Raw genomic sequence first — 21,299 nt, 5'->3', positions numbered from 1 at the left:
TTGAGGTGTGATTTTTTAACATTTTACCTGTTTCTAAACTAAGTATAAATACTTACTTCCTTAATGGGATGCTCCCTTGTCTAGTCTCATTAATATATTTATTTTAAGTTTTTTTGTATTTTATTCCAAACTTTGTATTTTATTCAAAACCTGGTAAAATAAGACTTATGTCACAGGTAGAATAACCGCCGATACACATGAGACACCACGCTCAAACGACTGGTCGGAAAATAATAATGGCTAGTGGGTGGCGAAAACCACGAATAAACATAGCTAGGCTAACTAACGTAAGCTAAGATCAGAGACTAAACTTTTTCGAGATAAAACGTACTGTGGGACACACAGAAACAAGAGAAAAAATTCTCGAAAGCTTGGGGAGACAAACCCTCTGAGGTTATCTAAGTTAGGCTCGATACTTGGCTCTTTTGAGCGGATATCTGGTTTAAGTATTGCCGAAAGGATAGATGATTTTAAGGTCTGTCGCAGAACCAAGAATCCCTGCACCTTCAGGTCAGGGAGTGTCAATATATTCTCAAGAACAGGCAGGATGCCTGTTCCACAAAAACTGAATTTTCTTCTTGTGGGGAGTAGGGGTTGGGCTTCTAGCCCGCCCGTAAAAGGTTTATTAACAATGATTCAGCAAATCCCTCAAACTCACATCTTGCACCATTGTCAATAAGCCTTTTCTGAACAGGCTTTCCGGCCTGTTCCACAAAAGATAAATTTTCTTGTGGAACAGGCATCTTGCCTGTTAAGCGAGAATGGTGCAACATCTCAGTCAAATAAACACGCTAGGATTAATATTAAAAAATTCTCCCAGCGCCTTAGCTTGCGCCTTGCTAATCGCCCGTTTTCCATTAACCACCTCAGAGACTACTCCTTTGGAACCAATCACGCCCACTAAATCGGCTTGTTTGAGTTCGCGAACTTCCATGAAATGCAATAGAACATCCCGGGGAGTCACTTCTGGAATTGGGTAATATTTTGATTCGTATTCTTCGATCAACAGCCCCCAGAGACTCAGTAAAGTTTCTTCTTCTACTGTTAATTCTTCCTGGGACATTAGGGGTTCGACTTCTGCGAGGGCGAGATCGTAATCTTCTTCGTTCAGGATGGGCTTAGGCTGCGATTTCGCCAGCAGTTGACCGTAAGCTGTTCTTTCAATTGCGATATTCATGGTTCGTTCTACTGTTGAATTAGATCGGGACTTACCCATCAAAACCAAATAAACCGGGTTTTCCACCATTTTTAAAGCCTCAAAGCCAGTATTTAGGTAAAAAAACCCGGTTTCTGCGTCCAGGACTAGATTGCCGGGATCTGTCTAATCCCCCGCGATTTCCTGGTTCAATCCAAAATCTAAAATCCAAAATCTAAAATCCAAAATCGATCGCACCCTTTGACATTTGCACAAAATTGGTTTACACTTAGCCGGTTGCGATCGCCAATGGTAAGATCGGCTCAAGCTAAATATTTTTTTAAAGCGCACAGGCGCAAAGTAATTTCATGGTATACTCTGGAACTGTTTGTTGGCTTCGCTCCACTGCCCGGATTACGATCGGGGCGATCGCAGCTTTTACCCTGTTGCAACCGCTCCAAGTCCAAGCACAACAACCTTCTGCGCCAGAGAACCAACTGCAAGTCGAACCTGCCGACGACCCCACAGACCCCAACAATCTTCGCCCTCTGACGCAAGACAGCAGCTTGCTGAGCGTCCCAGGAGGCCAGCGTTTGATGACAGAAGCCAGCAGTGCTATTTCCAATCAGAATTACGCACTGGCTACTCAAAAACTCCAAGAATCCCGCCAAATTTTCAATCAACTGTCCAACTTCTATCAACAACTGGGTAGCAGTTTTGCCGGAATTGACATCCGCTTGGCCGAAAGCCACCGCACCAAAGCTGTAGAAACAGCCCAAATGCGCGACGAAGCTACCTACCGACTGGCGTTGGTACACCGGGCGCAAAATAAACCGGAACTGGCTGTGCCCCTGCTGATTCAGATTATTCGATCGCAGCAGCCAACTCGCGACTTGGGCAAGAAAGCTTACCAGCAGTTACTGGAATTGGGTTTTGTGGATGCGCCCTATCCCCGGCCTGCCAGCAGTCAACCGAGCTCATCGACAAAATAGTTCCACTAAAATCTAAATTACAGCCGTTTATCACAGAAACCAATGGTTACACCGTCTCAAGTAGCAGAAATGATTAAGGCAGGGTTGCCCGACGCTAAAATACAAGTTGACGATTTGACCGGCGGCGGTGACCACTACCAGGCGAGAGTCGTCTCTGCAGCCTTTGAAGGAAAAAGCCGAGTACAGCAGCACCAACTGGTCTACGGCGCTCTCAAACAGGCAATGGCTAGTGAAGCCATCCACGCTTTGGGCTTGGAAACGTTAACTCCTGCAGAATGGGAAGCGAAGAATCAAGTTGCTTAATTGTTGACTTGCAAGTGGGTATCACAAGTTTGTGCTGGTGTCAAGAGTTGCTTGAAATAGAACTGCTCCACTTACGCACAAAAACCCAAAAAATCCGGTTTTTTAACCGGAATCTATGGCTGTAACGAAAGATTGTCCTAAAAAACCCGGTTTCTGCGTCAGTCAACGTTTAAAAATTTTCAAACAATATTAGGAGCTACCATGACTACAGCAGCACATGAAAGAATTGACGAGTTGGTTAAGCAAAACAAAATCATGGTATTTATGAAGGGCAATAAGTTAATGCCCCAGTGCGGTTTCTCTAATACTGTGGTGCAAATTCTCAATACTTTGGGAGTGCCTTACGAAACTGTTGATGTTTTGGCAGACCAGGAAATTCGTCAAGGCGTTAAAGAGTATTCCCAATGGCCGACAATTCCCCAAGTCTATATCAACGGTGAGTTTATTGGTGGCTCGGATATTATGATCGAGATGTATCAAAAGGGCGAATTGCAAGAAGTTGTAGAAGTGGCTTTGGCTTCTTAAATTAGACAGAAAAAACATTTCCCCGACTTCTTAAAGAAGTTGGGGAAATAACAGCAATCGCGTTTTACTTTGAATTAAGTTGATTTACTTAATTATTCGTTCCCAGGCTTTGCCTGGTAACGCAATGCGGTCGGCTCGACCTCCAATTTTTAGGCTCCGAAAGCGAGGTCGAGCCTCTGGACATGGGTTCCCAGGCAGAGCCAGGGAACCCGTTAAAATTCCCAATTCCCAATTCCCAATTCCCAATTCCCAATTCCCAAATCATCAAGGGTTTATCAAACCGAATTTGCTATTTAATAGTAGTCTGATTCAGCCTGTGTCTGTGTCTGTGGCATTGCAAAATTGGATGGGTCGTGAATGTAACGCGCTGCTTCTTCCTCTAGTCTGTGAATCAGATAGGGCTCCAAACTGTTGGAATGCCGCAGGGCTGCTAAATAGCCGTCTAAGTAAAGCCGCAGGTCATCGAAGCGATAACCTCTATTCCACATTTCGACGAGGGCGTCGGTGAGTTTTTGGTAGTGCCGGATTGTTTGGGTGTCTTGTAGCATAGTGTGAGTTTGAAATCCTTTGTGGTTTGTATAATGACGGCGGGATTTAGGAATGACCTCGATTGATGCTGAGTGGCTCAGCTTGAGGCTATTTCTAAATAAAAGTTTTTACCCTGCTCAACAGGCTACCCTCCATAAAAAATTTCACTCGTTGCAATGCAGTTGCTCGACTTTTGGCGCGCACCTAGATAATTCGCTGTGCGTTTAATAAAGTCGGGATGTTGCTGAATTTTGCGGTCAAAGTGGGTGAGTGTTCCGGCTACCGAGCGAACGGTTGGAGGAATTCTAGTTTCACTTGCGCGATTTGTCAACCTCCTGGGAGTGGGGACTGGGTCAGGGGGATCGCTTTTAGCTGGCGGTTGGGGCATGGGGTCGATCGGCTTTACACTGTCTTATTTTCATTGTAAGCTCATCGCCAGAATGATTTAACCATTCTGCAGGCTGACCCTGCTAAATTAACCCAATCTTTAAAATTCCTGCCCTAGGTATGTCCGCTGCTTTAAATGCAGCTCATGCTTGAGTAGCGATGGTTACAAAAGCTTGACAAAAGCTCTGTTAACCTTGTAGCAATTAGTGATATGGGAAGCTCGCCTCTGTGGAATCTGCAAGTATTTCAATTGTTGAAGGGAATCCGCACCTGCGATCGCTCTTGGGCTGGCATCTACAGCAAGTCGGTCACTGGGTGCACCAGTCAGCGGATATCAGTCACGCTAGGGAAATATTTTTCAGCCGCCAGCCAACCCTAGTCATTCTGGATGCCCAATTGCCCGATGGGGACGGTTTGGAATTTTGCAACTGGCTGCAACAGCAGCAGCAGTCACTGATTTTGATGCTGTCGGCGCGGAATTCGGAATCGGATATTGTTGAAGGTTTGAAGGCGGGGGCAGACGATTACCTGACTAAACCCTTTGGGATGCAAGAGTTTATGGCCAGGGTGGAAGCTCTGATGCGCCGCAACCGCACGATGGTACCGCCGGCGACGCTGGAGTGCGGGCTGCTGAAAATTGATTTGGTGCAGCGCCGAGTGAGGTTGTACGAGGAACATATTGAGTTGACTCCCCAGGAATTTAGCCTTCTGTACGTGCTCGCTCAAGCTGGAGGAGTGCCGCTGTCGCGCTCGGATTTGCTGCGTCGGGCCTGGCCCGATGCTATTGATAACCCCCGGACGATCGACACTCACGTACTCTCTCTGCGTAAAAAAATCGAAATCGACCCGCGACAGCCGAGCCTGATTCAAACTGTACGGAATGTCGGCTACCGACTCAATCTGGAGTTGTTGAATAATGCCAATCAACCGCATTCCCCAGTGCCTAGGGCGGTGCTTTCTTAAACTACGATCGGGCTATAAGTCGGATTTTATTTGGGGAATTGATTGGCGATCGCATCTGTTTTCGCCGCCATAATAAAATCATTGCGATGCAGTCCAGAAATCGCGTGAGTCCACCAAGTAACGGTAACTTTTCCCCACTCGGTTAACAGTGCGGGGTGATGTCCTTCGGTTTCTGCTGCTTCGCCGACGCTGTTTGTAAAGGCGATCGCACTTTTGAAATCGTGGAATTTGTAAGTGCGTTCTAACTGGGGAATGCCATTTTTTTCGATGAAATTCCACTCGGGAATTTGAGGTTTTAGTTGGACAATTTCGTAAGCTGTGACGCGGGGAGAGTTGGGGCGGCAGGCGGCACAGCGTTTTTTTGATAAAGGTTCCATAAATTCCTTTTTAGCGATCGGATGCTAAAAGATATTATAGACATTTTTAATGTGGATTATTTGGGACGGGGCAACTGTCCTTTAAGAGTGGCGTAGACATTGTGATCGAAATCGTTCATAAAACAGATCAGCAATCCTTTAAAATTTAAGGAAATTTTCCTTCACCGTGGAATCGCTTGACCGATAATATCAGGAAGGGGCGGGTTGATTTGGCTATCTCGCTGATATTGTAAACGTTGGTGAACCCGCCCCTGCAAGTGCGATCGATCAACCTATAACTTTCTTAATCAAATCCAACTTACCTAGATAGGGAGCGTACCGCCATTTTAAGTCAAGTAAAAATGACTTTTGCAGGACGCTTTTTTGATGAGAAAAAGTGTCAAAACTTGCTTTTCCGTGATAGGTGCCGATGCCGCTGTCGCCAACTCCGCCAAAAGGTAAACTTGTTACTCCGACTTGCATAACCGTGTCGTTTATGCAAACTCCGCCGGAAGAAGTTTCGCGCAAGACTCGCTCTTGTTTTTCTTTATCCTTCGAGAACAAATACAAAGCTAGGGGTTTGGGACGCGCGTTGATTTGGGCGATCGCCTCCCCGAAATCATCATACTCCAAAACTGGCAAAATCGGGCCGAAAATCTCATCCTGCATCACAGGCGCATCCCAGGAAACCTTGTCGAGAACCGTGGGTGCAATATATTTATCTTCGGGGTTTGTTTGACCGCCGACGACAACTTCTCCGTCTTTGATAAATTCTGCCAAACGTCCTAAATGATGCTGATTGATAATTCGGGAATAGTCGGGACTTTTCTGCGGATCGTCGCCGTAAAATCCGTGAATTGCTGTTTTAATTGCCTGCATCAAATCGGGTTTAACTTTTTTATCAACTAACAGGTAATCGGGAGCGATACAAGTTTGACCGGCATTGATGAATTTGCCCCACGCAATGCGTTTAGCAGTGTATTCAACTTGAATATCTGAGTCTACAATGCAAGGAGTTTTGCCGCCTAATTCTAATGTGACGGGTGTTAGGTGTTTGGCGGCGGCTTCCATGACTATTCTACCGATTTTTGTGCCGCCTGTAAAGAAGATGTGGTCGAATTTTTCGGCTAATAATTGTTGGCTGATTTCGACTCCTCCTTCGACGGCGGCTACGTAGGCGGGATCGAAGGTTTTGGTAATCATGTCGGCGACAACTGCCGACGTGTGTGAGGCGATTTCTGAAGGTTTGAGGATGGCGCAGTTGCCGGCGGCGATCGCCCCGACTAAAGGTGATATCATTAGCTGAAATGGGTAATTCCAAGGCCCGATGATTAAAACTACGCCCAAAGGTTCTGGGTAAATGCGGGCCGATGCTGGGAATTGATCGATCGAAGTAGGCACTTTTTTCGGCTTGGCCCACGATTTAACGTTTTTGATGGCATAATTAACTTCTGCGATCGCAGCAATTTCAAAATAAGCCTCGTACTCCGGCCTGTTCAAATCAGCCTTGACAGCATCCACAATCCGTGATTGATTGGAAACGATCGCACTTTTGAGCTTCTTGAGTTGTTCGATCCGAAAATCCACATCTTTAGTTTTCCCAGTCGCAAAAAATTGCCGCTGCTGCTGGATAATATCGCTGACGCTGATTACCATTTTTTGTCCTCCATGTCTATAAATAAATGTTACAACAGGAAAACGGAACTTGGTTCAGTTGACAGTTGACAGTTGACAGTTGACAGTTGACCGCAAGATAGCGACCTCTACCTGGAAGTCCGAGGATTGGAGTAATGAATAGTCTTCTTTTAATTTCTCCCTATAAGGGAGAGGCTTTAAACCAATTCTTTCTGGTAAAGTGCGATCGGTGTTAAAGCGCAGACTTGTTGAAAAAGTCTGCGATCTGGGCTTTATGCTATAACTTATAAGGTATTAATTGTAGATTTTTAATTTGAGTTAAGTCATGAAAATATCTAAGAACGATTTTTTTTTCTATTCCTGCTGGCTGCTTTGCTTGCTTGCAGTAGCAGGATGTACCTCTAAGCCCGAAAAGCAAGTTGTCATCTGCTCGAAAGACTTTACCGAACAAGTCATCCTCGCAGAAATTTTAGCACGCCATATCGAAGCTAAAACAGATCTCAAAGTAGAACGAGAACTGAATCTCGGAGGTTCGCTTTGCCATCAATCCCTAACAGCAGGTAAAATCGATTTGTACGTCGAATACACGGGGACTGCTTACGCCAACCTCCTGAAACAGAAACCGATTTCCGACCCCAAAAAAGTCTTCGATTACCTCAAACAAGAATATCCCAAACAGTTTAAAGCAGAATGGACGGAACCGCTGGGATTTAATAACAGTTTTGCGATTATTGTGCGGGGAGACGATGCCAAAAAACTCAATTTACAAACTCTCTCGCAACTTGGGAAAGCTGCACCTAACCTCCGGGCTGGTTTCGGCCCAGAATTTAACGAGAGAGAAGATGGATTTCCCGGATTGGCTAAAACTTACGGGATTAAATTTCGAGAACAACCGAAGGAGTTGCTGTTAGGATTGCTTTATCAAGCCCTGCAACAAAAAGAAGTAGATGTGATTGCTGGTAATACGACGGACGGTTTGATTCAAAGTTTAGGTTTAGTAGTTCTTAAAGATGACAAGAACTATTTCCCGCCCTACGAAGCTGTTCCGGTTGTGCGATCGCAAATTTTGGAAAAATACCCAGAATTGCGTCAAGTCCTCGCAGAATTGGGCGGCAAAATCTCCGAGGAAGATATGCGACGACTCAATTATCAAGTTGATAAGAAACAGCAGGAAGCTGGAGAAGTCGCCCAGGAGTTTTTGCTGCAAAAGTTGGGCGAGCCAAAGCCAGTAACTCCGGGGAAATAAAGGGTTTAAATTTTAGTAGATTCCCGCGTCAGCCTACTTTTGCAAGTTGCAAAACAGGAGCTTTTATTGCTTCAATCTGGAACTCGGCAACTTCAACTGTAATTGCTTCGACATTAAAACCCTCTAAGCTATAACCATCTTCTTCACATTCAAGCATCTGGTAGTGTTCAACGATAGTTGCTGTAGCACCTTTTTTTAGATTATATTTGGGGATGTCTTCTCGCAATGCTATCTCTGAAAAAATTTCAAATTTCATGGGATGAACCTTGTATTAGCGCATGGTAAGGTGCGCCGAGCGCACCTACAATACAGTTAGAATTTCCTCTTAAGTCCCTTCACTCAGCCTCCGCAAATTCAAAATATCGCTCATCTTTTTAATTTGCATACAAGTCCGCTCGAACTGTTCCTTATCCTCAATATCCATGCACAAATCAATTAATGCGGGCAAACCGGGATAGGTTTTTACTTGAGCGCTGCGGACGTTGACTTTGTTGTCCTTTAAATGCGACAATACATCGTTGAGAACTCCTACTCGATCGAGAGCCTCAATTTGAATGTTGACAGCATAAGTATTCGGGCGGCTAGCATTGCGATCGCTCGAATTCCAACTTACGGGAACTAACCGATCGCCCGGTACGCTCTCAACATTGGAACACCCTTGCCGATGAATCGAAATTCCGCGAGTGCGAGTCACAACTCCAATAATTGATTCCCCAGGAATCGGACAGCAACAGCCGGCTAAATGGTAAAGCAATCCCTCTACACCTGCGATCGGCGATTTGCTCGGAGATGAACTCGGTAGTGGTTTCGGTGTCGTCGATGCAGGTATTAGCTGGGGTACTTCGTGGGTTCCTGCGGGAGCAGCTTCAATTTTTTGCTGCACTTTTACTAAATCTCGCAGTCGATTGACTACGAGATTTAAGGTAACTTCGCCGTAGCCCAAACCGGCGATTAAATCTTCGACGCTGTGGTAGTTGCAGCGCTGAGCCACAGACTGCATGGGTTCAGATTTCAGCAAAGATTCTAATCCGTTTTTACCTAATTCTTTTTCCAGCAATTCCCGCCCGCGAGCAAGATTTTCATCTCGGTGCGATCGCTTCAACCACTGACGAATTCGGTTTTTTGCTCCGTTTGTCTTGACAAAATTCAGCCAGTCGGAACTCGGATGACCATTTTTTTGGGTCAAGATTTCTACAATATCGCCGTTCTTTAAAACCTTGTCTAGTGTTACCATTCGCCCGTTGACTCTCGCACCGGTGCAGCGATTGCCAATTTCTGTGTGAATGCGGTAAGCAAAATCTACGGGAGTTGACCCGCTATTGAGAGCAATCACGTCTCCGTTAGGAGTAAAAACGTAAATATCTTCGTCGAATAAGTTGTCCTTAATGCTTTGTAAATATTCGCGATCGTCTTTGAGGTCGCTTTGCCATTCTAGGAGTTGCCGCAGCCAAGTAAATTTTTCGTCGTCGCCGGTGACTGTTGTGTTAGAACCGCCAGTTTCTTTGTATTTCCAGTGCGCGGCAATGCCGTATTCTGCAATGTGGTGCATTGCTACGGTGCGAATTTGCACTTCGATGGGGCGACCGCTGGTTCCGATTACTCCGGTGTGCAAAGATTGATAGCGGTTGGCTTTTGGTAAACCGATATAATCTTTAAAGCGGCCAGGAATCGGGCGGAAAGAATCGTGGACGATCGCCAAAGCCCGATAACAGTCATCATTAGTTTCTACTATGATCCGTACCGCAGCAATATCGTACACTTGCTTAAATCCTTTTTGGCGACGCTGCATCTTCCCATAAATCCCGTACAAATGTTTGGGACGGCCGCTAACTTCATAGCATTTAATGCCTAAATTGTCAAGCCTTTCTCGCAAACTATCTGTGACTTCTGCGAGTTGAGTTTCTCGATCGCCTCGCTTCTCGGCTACCAATTCCTGAATTTCGCGGTAAGCTTCCGGTTCCAGGTATTTAAACGCTAAATCTTCCAATTCCCACTTAAAGCGCCCGATACCCAAACGGTTCGCCAGGGGAGCAAAAATATCTCGGGTTTCTAGGGCAATACTGCGCTGCTTTTCTTCGGGCAAATGCTCCAAAGTCCTCATGTTGTGTAGCCGGTCTGCCAGTTTGACGACAATGACGCGAATATCTTTAGCCATTGCTAGGAACATTCGGCGGAAATTTTCCGCAAGGCGCTCTGTTTTGCTGGAAAAATTAAACTTAGAAAGCTTGGTGACACCTTCAACCAACTGTCGCACTTCAGCGCCGAACCGCTGTTCTATTTCTTCGAGAGTAATATCTGTATCTTCAACAATGTCGTGGAGGAAGCCGGCGGCAATCATGACGTTGTTGCCGCCCATATACCGGAGTATTCCAGCGACTGCTACCGGATGGCAAATGTAAGGTTCTCCTGATTTGCGGTACTGTCCTTCGTGCAAGTCGCGGGCCAATTCAAAGGCCCGACAAATTAAGCTGTCGTCAGCCGAACAATTCGGGTTAGAACCCGCATCAGGCTGCGATCGAGTATTCAGGCATTCTTGCAGCCAATCGGGAACTACGGCAGGATCGATCGAAGGAGAGGGAGTCAGAGTGTTCGCGTTCATGGGGTACACCTTTAAAACTTAGAAATACAAATGGTTAAAAGCCGGTTTTCGGTTGAATTGCCGAAATTATGTGTTTAGCTATACTAAACTAATTGAATGCCACAATTTGCAATTCAAAAAAATAGTCGATTTTTCTCAAACTATACCTATGTAATCCCGAGTCGCCCCCCCTCGTAGGTAGGAAAATATAGTGACACCACTGCCGCCGCCGCAGTCTGTCGATCGGGGAAAATCGGGTAAAATAAGCATATTTTGGCGGTAGCAGTTGAGGTTGCGGGGGATCGGCATTTACCGGCAACGCTAAACTAAAAGCAGCAGCCAGAAGGGTAGAGTCAGGGCAGCAAATCAAAAAAAGCTCTCACAAAACAGGGAATTGCTCCAAAAACGCACGGCTTCCCTCCATATGAGCAAACTTAAGTAAGTATCTACTTTGATTATAAATACAAATTTGTTTACAAAATCATGATATTGTCCGAAGACCGTCGCCAGTGCTACCAAGAATTACAGCAAGCACTAGAACAACTACAAAGAACTGCTGCACAGGATAATCTGGATCGGGCCGCGCTGGCGATCGAATACACAAAAGTGCAACAATTTTTCGGAAACCAAATTATGAGAGCCGAAAGCGATGAGTTAGACGCCTCAGAAACACCCCCAGAGCAGTCCTATTTGACGGAAATTCACAAGCAACTGCGGTTATTGGGGACAGATGTCACGTTTTTGCAAGCGTCGCGCCAGCCAGCGACAGCAAAGGCGAGGCAAACTGCGGCGATCGCGCGGCTTAACACGCTAATTGGCTACTGTGGCGCGCTGCTGCAAAAAAATTCTGGTTCTTCAGGGCCCGCCCAGATACAGAATTAATAATTGAATTAACAGGGAATTAATAAGGCAAGGAGAAATAAAGCGGTGGAATGTCCAAAATGTAAACATCCCAATTTAGAAGGCGGTACCTTAGCTGGCCGTATGTCGGTGCAGTGGTGTCCCAACTGTTACGGTATCTGGATTCCAGGCAGAGAATACGAAGCTTGGCAAAAAGAGCAGAGCCAGTGGTACAACAAATCCGAGAAGCCTGATGCGACAGGGACTCTCGGCATAGAATTCACCCCGTCTGTCTACGACAGCAAAGCAGCGCTGTGTCCCGAAGACGGTCACTATCTGTCGCGGGCGAAAGTTCCTTTCAGCAGAGTGCCCTTTTACATAGAGCGCTGTATGTTGTGCGGGGGCATTTGGTGCGATAACGGCGAGTGGGACATTCTCGAAAGTCTGGGATTCCACACCGAAATTGACAAGATGTTTTCTCCGAATTGGCAAGCTAAGGCCCGCGTGCAAGAACTCGCCTCTCGGGAACGTCAAGTGCTGACTGAGAAGCTGGGGCCGGATATCGCCGGATATGTGTTGGAACTCGCGGAAGTTTTAGCAGACCATCCTCACGCAGATTGTGCCGCTACTTACATACTGCGGAGAGCTGAGTTGAAGCGCAGGGAAATTTAGTCAGTTATTAGTTGACAGTTGACGGTTGACTGTTAACGGTTGACTGTTGACTGTTGTTAGTAAGCGGTGGGTCGGTTAATGATGTAGTGATAAAATCTTTTGACGGTTGACTGTTAACGGTTGACTGTTGACTGTTGTTAGTAAGCGGTGGGTCGGTTAATGATGTAGTGATAAAATCTTTTGAGGGTTAACTGTTAACGGTTGACTGTTGACTGTTGTTAGTAAGCGGTGGGTCGGTTAATGATGTAGTGATAAAATCTTTTGAGGGTTAACTGTTAACGGTTGACTGTTGACGGTTGTTAGTAAGCGGTGGGTCGGTTAATGATGTAGTGATAAAATCTTTTGAGGGTTAACTGTTAACGGTTGACTGTTGACGGTTGTTAGTAAGCGGTGGGTCGGTTAATGATGTAGTGATAAAATCTTTGTTTGTAGCAATTTCTATTGCTATTTACAAACAGCATATCGGTCTCTTGCCAATAACTAATAAGTCGTGAAGAATACTAATAACTAGCAACTAACGGCCAGTATATTGATAAATAACAACAGACAACAGACAACAGTTAACAGACAACAGACAACAGACAACAGTTAACAGACTAAGGACTAATGACTAATGACTAATGACTCTTCTCTATTTTCAGTTGACAATCTGCGAGTAGCTTATCCTCAGCGGCGGGGCCAATCCGGTTGGGCTGTTGACGGGGTTTCCCTGACGCTGAAACCGGGGGAAAAGCTCGGATTAGTTGGGGAGTCTGGGTGCGGTAAGTCAACTTTGGGAAGGGCGGCGATGCGGTTGCTGCCGGATTCGACGCTGATTGAGGGGCGAGTTGGTTTTGCTGGAGAGTCGGTGTTTGACATGAATGCTTCGCGGCTGAGACGGTTTCGGGGCGAAGCTGTAGCATTGATTTTTCAAGATCCGATGACTCGTCTCGATCCTTTGATGACTGTGGGGGAACACTGCATCGAGACTTTGCAAGCTCACAGACCGAATTTGGATCGCAAGCAAGCTAAGAAACGGGCGATCGAGATTTTGGAAGCTGTGAAAATTCCCGCCTCTCGCTGGTCGCAATTTCCCCACGAATTTAGCGGCGGAATGCGACAAAGAGTAGCAATTGCTTTGGCTCTTTTGCTCGATCCGAAGTTAATTGTGGCGGACGAACCGACTACAAGTTTGGACGTAACTGTCGCCGCCCAGATTATGCAGGAATTAACCAGACTTTGTGAGGAACGGGGAACGGCTATTTTGCTAATTTCTCACGATTTGGCGATGGTGGCTGAGTATTGCGATCGCATTGCGGTGATGTACGGCGGCAAAGTCGTGGAAACAGGGCCGGTGCTGGATGTTTTTGAACGCCCGCAACACGAATATACTCGATCGCTCCTCAAAGCAGCTTTGCACATTCAAGCCGATTCTGACAAAGGGTTAGCATTCGAGGAAATCAGGACTGAAGTCGTTACTGCAAACTTAACAAATTCGCCTCTTTTGACCGTAACGAATTTGCAGCAACACTACAGTTTAGAAAGCAATTTATTAGATCAGTTGTTTTCCAGGAATCGCCAGGTAATTAAAGCAGTAGACGGCGTTAGTTTAGAGCTACAACGGGGAGAAATCCTAGGGCTGGTGGGGGAGTCCGGCTGCGGCAAAAGTACCTTGTCACGCACGATTTTGCAGCTAATTACCGCGACTGGCGGCAAAGTGGAATTTCAAGGAATAGATATAACTGCCCTGAACCGCGATGCTGTGAGGAAACACCGCCGCGAAATGCAAATGATCTTTCAAGACCCCCACGCTTGCCTGAATCCGATGATGACTGTCGGGCAAAGTATTGCTGACCCTTTGTTTATTCACAAATTAGCTAATGCCCCGGAAGCTAAAAAACAAGTAATGCAAATGTTAGAGCGGGTGGGTTTGACTCCAGGGGAGGATTTCTTTGGCCGCTATCCGGGGGAATTGTCAGGCGGACAACAGCAGCGAGTTTCGATCGCCCGCGCTTTGATTACTCGGCCGCAACTGATAATTTGCGACGAACCGGTGAGTATGCTGGATGCCAGCGTGCAGACTCAAGTTTTAGAGCTGATGTTGGAGTTGAAGCAGGAATTTAATTTGACTTATCTGTTTATTACGCACGATTTGTGGGTGGCGAGATTTTTTTGCGATCGTATTGCGGTAATGAATGCTGGAAAAATTGTTGAAATCGGTAAGACTAGGGATATTTTTACTAATCCGCAGCACCCTTACACTCAGCAATTATTGCAGGCAGCTCCTTTACTGGCTCGAACTCAATAAAAAGGTCTAAAATTGGGGCAATCTAATTTCTGTCACGGGCTTCTAGATGGATTTCGGAAATTTCCGGTTAAATTGGTTAAAGTTAAGGGATACTTTTCAAATCATCCCACGGACACCAAGCATTATATGGCAGAATCTGACCTAGGCAGTTTTGCGGTGGCCTCCGAAGCCTCACTCGCAATCGCAGAGGATGAAGACACTGAGATCGATCGTCCGACGGTAACTCGATCGTCAGCATACAACAACTGGTCTGCCGACGATCCCGTGGGAGCTTTGTTCAAAGAAATGGCTCGCTATCCTCTACTGACTGCCACCGAAGAGGTGGAGTTGGCGCGTCGCATTCAAGAATTGGTAGCCCTTCTGGAAGTAGAAGAGCGTTTAAAGCAGGAATTGGACAGAGTGCCAACAAAAGCTGAACTCGCCGCGGCTTTGGGGGTGAGCGAAACTCAACTGCAACAACTTCGCCACCAGTGTCAGTCGGCGAAACGGAAAATGATCAGCTCGAATTTGCGCTTGGTGGTTTCGATTGCCAAACGCTATCTCAACCGGGGCGTGCCTTTTCTGGATTTAATTCAAGAAGGAGCTTTAGGTTTGAATCGAGCTGCCGAAAAGTTTGATCCGGAGAAGGGTTACAAATTTTCTACCTATGCCTATTGGTGGATTCGCCAAGGAATTACCCGGACAATTGCCAATCAAGGGCGGACAATTCGCTTGCCGGTTCACATTGTCGAACAGTTAAATAAACTCAAAAGAGTTTATCGGGATTTGAGGCGTTCTCTTCAACGAAATCCAACTGAAACTGAACTTGCTAGAGAAATGCAAGTTACTTGCGAACAGCTTCGCTACCTCCAGCAAGTACGTCGGCAATCTTTGTCTCTCAACCACCGCATCGGCTCAGAAGAAAGTTCGGAACTTTTGGATGTTCTCGAAGATAACGCGACGCAATCTCCCGAAGCTCAGATGAATGAGATGATGATGCGCCAAGATATTTTGGAGGTGTTGGACAGTATTTTGACTGAGCGGGAAAAAGAGATTGTTGCTATGCGTTATGGTTTGCTGACCGGCGAACCTTACACTTTAGAAGAGGTGAGCAGTTTGTTCAATTTGTCCCGCGAACGAGTCCGTCAAATTCAAAATAAGGCAATGCGAAAGCTGCGCCGCCCTCAAGTGACGGAACGATTGAAGGGCTGGTTGAAATAAGCTAAAAACATTGAGTTGGCATTTTGAAAAATCTTAAAATTATTGTGGGGGACACTCCGACCCCGCCGTATATAACAATTTTTGCAGGAGTCGTAAACTTTTTACCCTACCCCAACCCTCCCCTTATCAAGGGGAGGGAGTAAGAAATTCACCAATGATTTAGGATTGCTATATATGCTGATTCAATGTGGAAAAACTTAATTAAAAATTACAAATTAAAAATGTCTTGATGTGGTATTTTTAATTGTTGATTGTCGCGTACTACTTACTTATTTATGTCTTCTGAGGTAATTTTGCGTCCAGCTACCCGCGCCGACGTGCCCGTGCTGTTTGATTTGATTAAAGCTTTAGCTGAGTACGAAAAATTATCTCATGCCGTTACTGGTAATGCGGTTGATTTGGAAAATCATTTGTTTGGCGTGAGACCTTTTGCTGAAGCGATTTTAGCGGAGTGCGAAAATCGAGTTGTGGGCTGGGCGCTGTTTTTTTACAATTATTCTACTTTTTTGACTCAGCCGGGAATTTATTTGGAAGATTTGTTTGTGATCCCTGAGTTTCGAGGGCGGGGAATTGGCAAGTCTTTGATAGTTTATTTAGCGCAGTTGACGGTTGAAAGGGGCTGCGGGCGTTTGGAATGGAGTGTTTTGGATTGGAATGAATTGGCGATCGGATTTTACAAGGGTATCGGTGCTGATGTGATGCCCGACTGGCGGATTTGCCGGGTTGCGGGCGAGTCTTTGGTGACTTTGGCCTCGAAGTAATTTTATCAGTTCGCGATCGCACTCGCCCGTCTCAGAAACCGGGTTTTTTGCGGGATCTGCGGTTGGCAACGCGTCTTTTCGGAAAAACCCGGTTTCTGGGCACCCGTGCGTCAATTTTTTGTTGCGTAAATCCTAGTAAATAATTGGCAAAAATATAGGAAAATTTAACTAACAGTAGATTTTGATTGAGAGAATAGATCGTGATTATTTGGGTAAACGAGCAAATCGATCCGTCGGGCATTCTTTATTCCTGCATTGCTTGTTGCGATGAGACTCAAGCGCAGGAATGCCACCAATCTTTTGAGCAGAATTTGACCCCAGAGCAAAAACAACAGGGCTGGGTTGCTACCTTGCGAACTGTTAGTTCTTGGGATGATGTGCCCGTTAATGCTTTGAAATTGAATTGATCGGTGCAAGTCGAGCAGATTTAGTCTCGCCGTATTTCGGTGCGAAGGAAACGGCAGGAAAACGTTGCGCGTCTGTTCGGAAATTTTAGGGCCCGCAGTGCTGCGGACGCGCAAGGGCGAAAAAGCGGGCAAGTGCGATCCAATAGCTGCAAGCTCCGCTAACGACAAATCGCATTTCTCAAACGGGTTTTAGCATTACTATTAATAGATAGAGGCATTTCAAATTGTCAAGTTAAATTTTTATGATTGAAACCTTATTTCACGCTTATACGCCTCTAGTTATCTGGACGGGCTTGGGACTGCTGCTGTTTCGGTACATCCCAGTTGATTTTCCCAAGCTGCTGAGCCACTTTCTTTTCTGGATTGGGATACCGCTGCAAATTCTAGTTTTAGCCCGTCAGAGCGATTTTTCGGGTGCTGTGGGATTCACGCCGGCGATCGCCATATTCGTGTTATTTCTCAGTACGAGTTTTGCTTGGCTGACTTGGGTATTATTGCGTAGGCTGAGTGCGGCCCACATCAAAAAGCCCTATTTTCAGGGCAAAAATTCTCTGGTTAACTTATTTTTATTAAATTTTAATTCCCTGAAGCGATCGAGCCAAGGGAGTTTTCTCCTAGCTGCGATGTTAGGAAATACCGGCTTTGTCGGATTAGCAATCACGCCCGCTATCGTCAGCAGCGATAACAACAACTGGGCTGTCTTGTACAGCGTCACTAACAATGTTATTGGAACTTATTGTTTCGGTGTATTTATTGCTAGCTATTTCGGAAACTCCGAGCAAAAAAAACACTGGTGGACTCAGCTCCGGGACGTGCTGACAGTTCCCGCCCTGTGGGCATTTTTAATTGGTTTTTATACTAGAAACATCCCCCTGCCCGAGACAGTGGAATCGGGATTGCAGACTGCTGTTTGGGTGGTAATTGCCAGTGCTTTGCTGCTGGTTGGCATCCGGCTGAGGTCTATAAAGAAATGGGAAAGTTTTGAACTGGCGTTAATTCCGTCCCTGTTAAAAGTGGTAATTGTGCCGGTGCTGATCGGATTGGGTGCTAGTTATTTCGGGTTGAGCGGCGATCCGAGGTTCGTGTTGGTGTTGATGTCGGGAACGCCCACAGCTCTTTCCGTGCTGATTTTAGCAGAAGTCTACGAGCTCGATCGCGATTTGTTAGCTAGCAGCATCGCCATCACTTCCGTCGGTTTACTGCTGATGCTTCCACTTTGGTTAGCTGGGTTTAGTTGAAGTTGGACGATAGCGTGGGAGTTAGAAACCGGGTTTCTTGTCAAAATCTCGGTAAGGATGCGTAAATTATCGCAGAAACCCGGTTTCTGGGATTTGGATCGCGTTACTAAAACAGGAAATAAACCCAACACTAATGATTCTTGCAAGACTTTTGAGAGTTGGTCTAATATAGAAATAACTTCTAGGAGGTTAGAGGCATGACAAGCATATCCGACGAACAAACAGCTATCATCCGTACAGAAAGAGGACTGTCCATCGCAGGTACGCGCATCACTATCTACGACATCATGGACTATGTGACGGCTCAATATCCGCCTAAGTTTATCAGGGGATTGTTTGACCTTACAGAGGAACAAATTAACGCGGCTTTAGCTTATATTGAGGCCAATCGCGCCACCGTTGAAGCCGAGTATCAAATGGTTCTTAAGGAAGCTGAAGAACTGCGGCTGTATTATGAAGAAAAAAATCGCGATCTCATTGCCAGAATTGCCGCCCAACCACCAAGATCGGGAACGGAAGCTGCTTGGGAAAAACTGCGAGCAGCTAAGGCCAAGTTCAAGTCTGAGCTATAGTTTTTCATACTAAAGTATGATAGAGTTAATGTATCAGCAAATCCTTAAATACTATGATCAATATAGTGTTTTAAAAGTGATATCCATGTTAAAAGAATTAAAAACCATTACTCTTGCAACTCTGCTGGTATTAGGAACAGCTAAACTGGGTTCTACTGCACCTCTACCAAGTCCTAATAATCAAGGGGATTATACGGGAAGATATTATCATACTTATTGGGAAGTAGTAGACCCAGACCCAAAGGGGTTAAATTGTCGTATAAATTCTTCTTTTGAAGAATTTATGCGTGTTGACAACCGCACTCCATTTGATGTTTTTAATTGGTCTGTAGTTGGTGTTTTAAAACAGGGGCAGCGTTTTGAAAGCTTTCCTGGTAATGCTGGTGTTACTTTCCTTGATACCAGGGGTTTACCTTGGCTTTTTGTAGGAAAAAACTACACTGCTGGTGCGGCGCAAGGTTGTTTTATTCGCGCTAATAGTCAATTGGTCAAACCAATACAGATGTCACCGACTCCCGTAGAACCTCAAGCGAGTCAACCGCTCACAAGTTCCACGGCACTACCGATGAAGCTTGGTTTTGACGAAGGATTTGGATCGATTGTAGTACCAGAAAGTGATACCAGAGCATCGGCCTATGGAGGACGCTTAAGGCGATATGATGTTCACATTGCTAAAATGTTTGAAGTCACTCACTTTATGTGTCAGGAGGGGACTTTAACACCCGGTATTACATGGAATTACGAGGCTGGAGGTGGCACGATTAATATGGGAAGTTTTGAAATAACCTGCCGACTTGCTAATCAAATAGTTAGTGCCTATGGTTTAGGTAAATCGGAACCTACGAATATTACTTTTTCTGCTGGTGAAATCGATCGCCCCGATGTCAGAAGTTTCAACATTCCTATCCTAAATATTACAGGTGATAAAGTACCACGTTGGATAAGTTTTGTGCAGGGATTTCAGCCAGTGAGAAGGTAGGGCGAACACAGATAATATGCTCTACAGTCACTTAGAGTAATGTACCTTAATAAGATAGTTGAGAGGAGTTTATGAATATAGATGAAAACGAACTGCAAGAACTTTATGCAGAAGGCAGAAGAGATTTTCATGGTTGTGACTTAAGGGATACTGATTTGACAGAAATTGATCTGAGCTTTGCTAATCTAAGTGGTGCAAATTTGAGCAATGCAAACTTAAACTATAGCAATCTAAGCTATACTAATTTAATCAGCGCTCAATTAAGAGGGGCATCTCTTATAGGGGCTAATCTGAAATGGTCAGACATTATTTATGCAGACTTGAGAGATGCCAATCTTCAAGGAGCAGATCTAGAGTGGGCTAATCTTAGAAGCGCTAAGCTTACCAATGCTAATTACCAAACAGTAAAAAATATCGAAAGGGCTGATATAACCGATGCTATAGGAGTAGAAAAACTGATTGAAGAAATTGAAAAAAGCGATATGGTTCAGTTAAATTTATTTGCAGAATACCCAATTAAACCCCTTAACAGAACATTAAAATGTGAACCAAAGTATCAAGATAGTTTCCAGAAAAAATATCCACCAGCTTTATTACCAAAGATTTCAAGACATACTAAAATGCAGGGCATTCTGGCCGAGATAGGACAAGAATTAGGCTATAGAGTATGGATTGCTCGAAACGATCACTCAAAGGACTATAGATTCGGAGAGTATAGATTCGGGGACGATAGTTTCGAGGACTCTAGGTTCGGTAAACTTAAAGAATTAACAATGGAAGGATTCTCTATTGGTGGATTAGAAAAACAAGTTGAAAAAATTAGTAAATTAATTGATGTAATATGGCTAAATGAAAATGATCAGTTTAAAGTAGTAGCATTATTTGAAATTGAATGCACTACTACAATTCACTCTGGACTATTACGTATGGGTGATTTTGTGGCTAATGTTAAATTAAATCCCTTAACCTTTATAGACCCAACCTTCCCAATGTATATCGTAATTCCTGAAAAACGAAAAAAAAAATTACAATCCCAATTATCTCGACCAATATTTCAATATCTTGAATTGCACAAAAGTTGTGAAGGTATTAATATAGAAGATATAGAGAGGTGTTGGGAAAATATTATCAAGCAGAAAATAAAGATCCAGCAAGAAATAAAGCCGAATATTATTGATCTTATAGCTTTGAGCAATTGTATCTAGCTCCGCTTTCTGTGGCCCCTGACGGTACAACAACTAAACCCGGTAAGTTTTGGGTGTACGAGAGAATTATCCGCATTCCTTACTACGGTATTTATGAAATGAGAACTGGCAATTTAGAAGTCTATCACCTGATAGATTTTGTGTATCGAAGGATGGAGCCAAACGAACGCGGTCACTATCCCATTCCTGTACTAGAGGTAGAATTGGGACTGTGGCAGGGAAGCTATCAAAATCAAGAACTTCTTTGGCTGCGGTGGTGGGATTCCCAGGGGAATTTGCTGTTAACTGGCTCGGAACAAGTTGAAATTGAACGGGAAAGAGCCGGACAAGAACGGGAAAGAGCCGAACAAGCAGAGCGAAAAGTCACCCAGTTAGCGGAGCGATTGCGAGCAATGGGAATCGATCCCGATGCAGAGGATTGATATCAAAGTCCCAAAACTCTCTCTGTAGCGCGAGCATCCCGCACCTTACCTTTTATATCATACAAAAC

General features: G+C 45.0%; 21 protein-coding genes and 1 pseudogene. 16 read left to right on the top strand and 6 right to left on the bottom strand.

The window, feature by feature from the left end; genetic code table 11:
- Positions 1 to 778: 778 nt before the first annotated feature.
- The gene (locus QUA58_RS10955; RefSeq protein WP_333394034.1) at positions 779 to 1,177 is read right to left on the bottom strand and encodes a transcriptional regulator; all 399 of its coding nucleotides are present in this window, start codon (positions 1,175 to 1,177) and stop codon (positions 779 to 781) included.
- Positions 1,178 to 1,503: 326 nt separating this feature from the next.
- On the opposite strand from QUA58_RS10955, the gene QUA58_RS10950 reads away from it, so the two are divergent.
- The 3 genes from QUA58_RS10950 (at position 1,504) to grxD (ending at position 2,955) form a co-directional block, all read left to right on the top strand.
- On the top strand, positions 1,504 to 2,127 hold the full coding sequence (locus QUA58_RS10950; RefSeq protein ID WP_333250006.1) for a hypothetical protein: 624 nt from the start codon (positions 1,504 to 1,506) through the stop codon (positions 2,125 to 2,127).
- A gap of 42 nt (positions 2,128 to 2,169) precedes the next feature.
- The gene (locus tag QUA58_RS10945) at positions 2,170 to 2,430 is read left to right on the top strand and encodes a BolA family protein (RefSeq protein ID WP_006634035.1); all 261 of its coding nucleotides are present in this window, start codon (positions 2,170 to 2,172) and stop codon (positions 2,428 to 2,430) included.
- Between the two features lie 201 nt (positions 2,431 to 2,631).
- Positions 2,632 to 2,955 carry a Grx4 family monothiol glutaredoxin gene (gene grxD / locus QUA58_RS10940; protein ID WP_172192602.1) on the top strand — a complete coding sequence of 108 codons (324 nt, stop codon included), beginning with the start codon at positions 2,632 to 2,634 and terminating at the stop codon, positions 2,953 to 2,955.
- Between the two features lie 293 nt (positions 2,956 to 3,248).
- Here grxD and QUA58_RS10935 read toward each other — a convergent pair whose 3' ends face one another.
- Entirely contained in the window at positions 3,249 to 3,503 is a 255-nt protein-coding gene (locus QUA58_RS10935) for a DUF6761 family protein (protein WP_333101986.1), read from the bottom strand.
- A 595-nt stretch (positions 3,504 to 4,098) separates the two neighbouring features.
- Between QUA58_RS10935 and QUA58_RS10930 the strand changes: the two genes are divergently transcribed.
- Positions 4,099 to 4,833 (top strand): response regulator transcription factor, encoded by a 735-nt coding sequence (locus QUA58_RS10930; protein WP_333179760.1) that lies wholly within the window; start codon positions 4,099 to 4,101, stop codon positions 4,831 to 4,833.
- A gap of 26 nt (positions 4,834 to 4,859) precedes the next feature.
- Here the strand turns inward: QUA58_RS10930 and QUA58_RS10925 are convergent, their stop codons facing one another.
- Complete coding sequence (locus tag QUA58_RS10925; protein ID WP_333250004.1) at positions 4,860 to 5,210, bottom strand: 4a-hydroxytetrahydrobiopterin dehydratase; 351 nt, start codon at positions 5,208 to 5,210, stop codon at positions 4,860 to 4,862.
- 267 nt (positions 5,211 to 5,477) lie between these two features.
- The gene (locus QUA58_RS10920) at positions 5,478 to 6,845 is read right to left on the bottom strand and encodes an aldehyde dehydrogenase (protein ID WP_333250002.1); all 1,368 of its coding nucleotides are present in this window, start codon (positions 6,843 to 6,845) and stop codon (positions 5,478 to 5,480) included.
- A gap of 304 nt (positions 6,846 to 7,149) precedes the next feature.
- On the opposite strand from QUA58_RS10920, the gene QUA58_RS10915 reads away from it, so the two are divergent.
- Entirely contained in the window at positions 7,150 to 8,070 is a 921-nt protein-coding gene (locus QUA58_RS10915; RefSeq protein WP_333394033.1) for a glycine betaine ABC transporter substrate-binding protein, read from the top strand.
- A gap of 28 nt (positions 8,071 to 8,098) precedes the next feature.
- Here QUA58_RS10915 and QUA58_RS10910 read toward each other — a convergent pair whose 3' ends face one another.
- Together QUA58_RS10910 and QUA58_RS10905 are read right to left on the bottom strand one after the other, a co-directional pair.
- The gene (locus QUA58_RS10910; protein WP_333249998.1) at positions 8,099 to 8,326 is read right to left on the bottom strand and encodes a DUF4926 domain-containing protein; all 228 of its coding nucleotides are present in this window, start codon (positions 8,324 to 8,326) and stop codon (positions 8,099 to 8,101) included.
- 69 nt (positions 8,327 to 8,395) lie between these two features.
- On the bottom strand, positions 8,396 to 10,669 hold the full coding sequence (locus QUA58_RS10905; RefSeq protein ID WP_333394031.1) for a bifunctional (p)ppGpp synthetase/guanosine-3',5'-bis(diphosphate) 3'-pyrophosphohydrolase: 2,274 nt from the start codon (positions 10,667 to 10,669) through the stop codon (positions 8,396 to 8,398).
- A 462-nt stretch (positions 10,670 to 11,131) separates the two neighbouring features.
- On the opposite strand from QUA58_RS10905, the gene patD reads away from it, so the two are divergent.
- From patD to QUA58_RS10850, 11 genes and pseudogenes are all read left to right on the top strand, one after another.
- A complete protein-coding gene (patD, locus tag QUA58_RS10900; RefSeq protein ID WP_333249996.1) occupies positions 11,132 to 11,530 on the top strand; it encodes a heterocyst frequency control protein PatD in 399 nt (132 codons plus the stop codon).
- 45 nt (positions 11,531 to 11,575) lie between these two features.
- The gene (locus tag QUA58_RS10895; RefSeq protein ID WP_333097139.1) at positions 11,576 to 12,160 is read left to right on the top strand and encodes a zf-TFIIB domain-containing protein; all 585 of its coding nucleotides are present in this window, start codon (positions 11,576 to 11,578) and stop codon (positions 12,158 to 12,160) included.
- A 613-nt stretch (positions 12,161 to 12,773) separates the two neighbouring features.
- Complete coding sequence (locus QUA58_RS10890; RefSeq protein ID WP_333394030.1) at positions 12,774 to 14,447, top strand: ABC transporter ATP-binding protein; 1,674 nt, start codon at positions 12,774 to 12,776, stop codon at positions 14,445 to 14,447.
- Positions 14,448 to 14,573: 126 nt separating this feature from the next.
- The gene (locus QUA58_RS10885) at positions 14,574 to 15,647 is read left to right on the top strand and encodes an RNA polymerase sigma factor, RpoD/SigA family (RefSeq protein WP_333249992.1); all 1,074 of its coding nucleotides are present in this window, start codon (positions 14,574 to 14,576) and stop codon (positions 15,645 to 15,647) included.
- 275 nt (positions 15,648 to 15,922) lie between these two features.
- The gene (locus QUA58_RS10880; RefSeq protein WP_333249990.1) at positions 15,923 to 16,408 is read left to right on the top strand and encodes a GNAT family N-acetyltransferase; all 486 of its coding nucleotides are present in this window, start codon (positions 15,923 to 15,925) and stop codon (positions 16,406 to 16,408) included.
- Between the two features lie 200 nt (positions 16,409 to 16,608).
- Positions 16,609 to 16,815 (top strand): glycogen debranching protein, encoded by a 207-nt coding sequence (locus QUA58_RS10875; RefSeq protein WP_333249988.1) that lies wholly within the window; start codon positions 16,609 to 16,611, stop codon positions 16,813 to 16,815.
- Between the two features lie 242 nt (positions 16,816 to 17,057).
- A complete protein-coding gene (locus QUA58_RS10870) occupies positions 17,058 to 18,053 on the top strand; it encodes an AEC family transporter (RefSeq protein WP_333394029.1) in 996 nt (331 codons plus the stop codon).
- A gap of 197 nt (positions 18,054 to 18,250) precedes the next feature.
- Positions 18,251 to 18,625 carry a DUF433 domain-containing protein gene (locus QUA58_RS10865; protein ID WP_333394028.1) on the top strand — a complete coding sequence of 125 codons (375 nt, stop codon included), beginning with the start codon at positions 18,251 to 18,253 and terminating at the stop codon, positions 18,623 to 18,625.
- Positions 18,626 to 18,653: 28 nt separating this feature from the next.
- The gene (locus tag QUA58_RS10860) at positions 18,654 to 19,604 is read left to right on the top strand and encodes a hypothetical protein (protein WP_333394026.1); all 951 of its coding nucleotides are present in this window, start codon (positions 18,654 to 18,656) and stop codon (positions 19,602 to 19,604) included.
- 71 nt (positions 19,605 to 19,675) lie between these two features.
- A complete protein-coding gene (locus QUA58_RS10855; RefSeq protein WP_333394025.1) occupies positions 19,676 to 20,809 on the top strand; it encodes a pentapeptide repeat-containing protein in 1,134 nt (377 codons plus the stop codon).
- A gap of 2 nt (positions 20,810 to 20,811) precedes the next feature.
- Positions 20,812 to 21,231: pseudogene (locus tag QUA58_RS10850) on the top strand (Uma2 family endonuclease); the annotation flags it as partial.
- Positions 21,232 to 21,299: the final 68 nt, after the last annotated feature.

The sequence above is a fragment of the Microcoleus sp. N9_A1 genome, assembly GCF_036701795.1.
Lineage (GTDB): Bacteria > Cyanobacteriota > Cyanobacteriia > Cyanobacteriales > Microcoleaceae > Microcoleus.
This window is presented reverse-complemented; position numbering and strand designations above follow the sequence as displayed.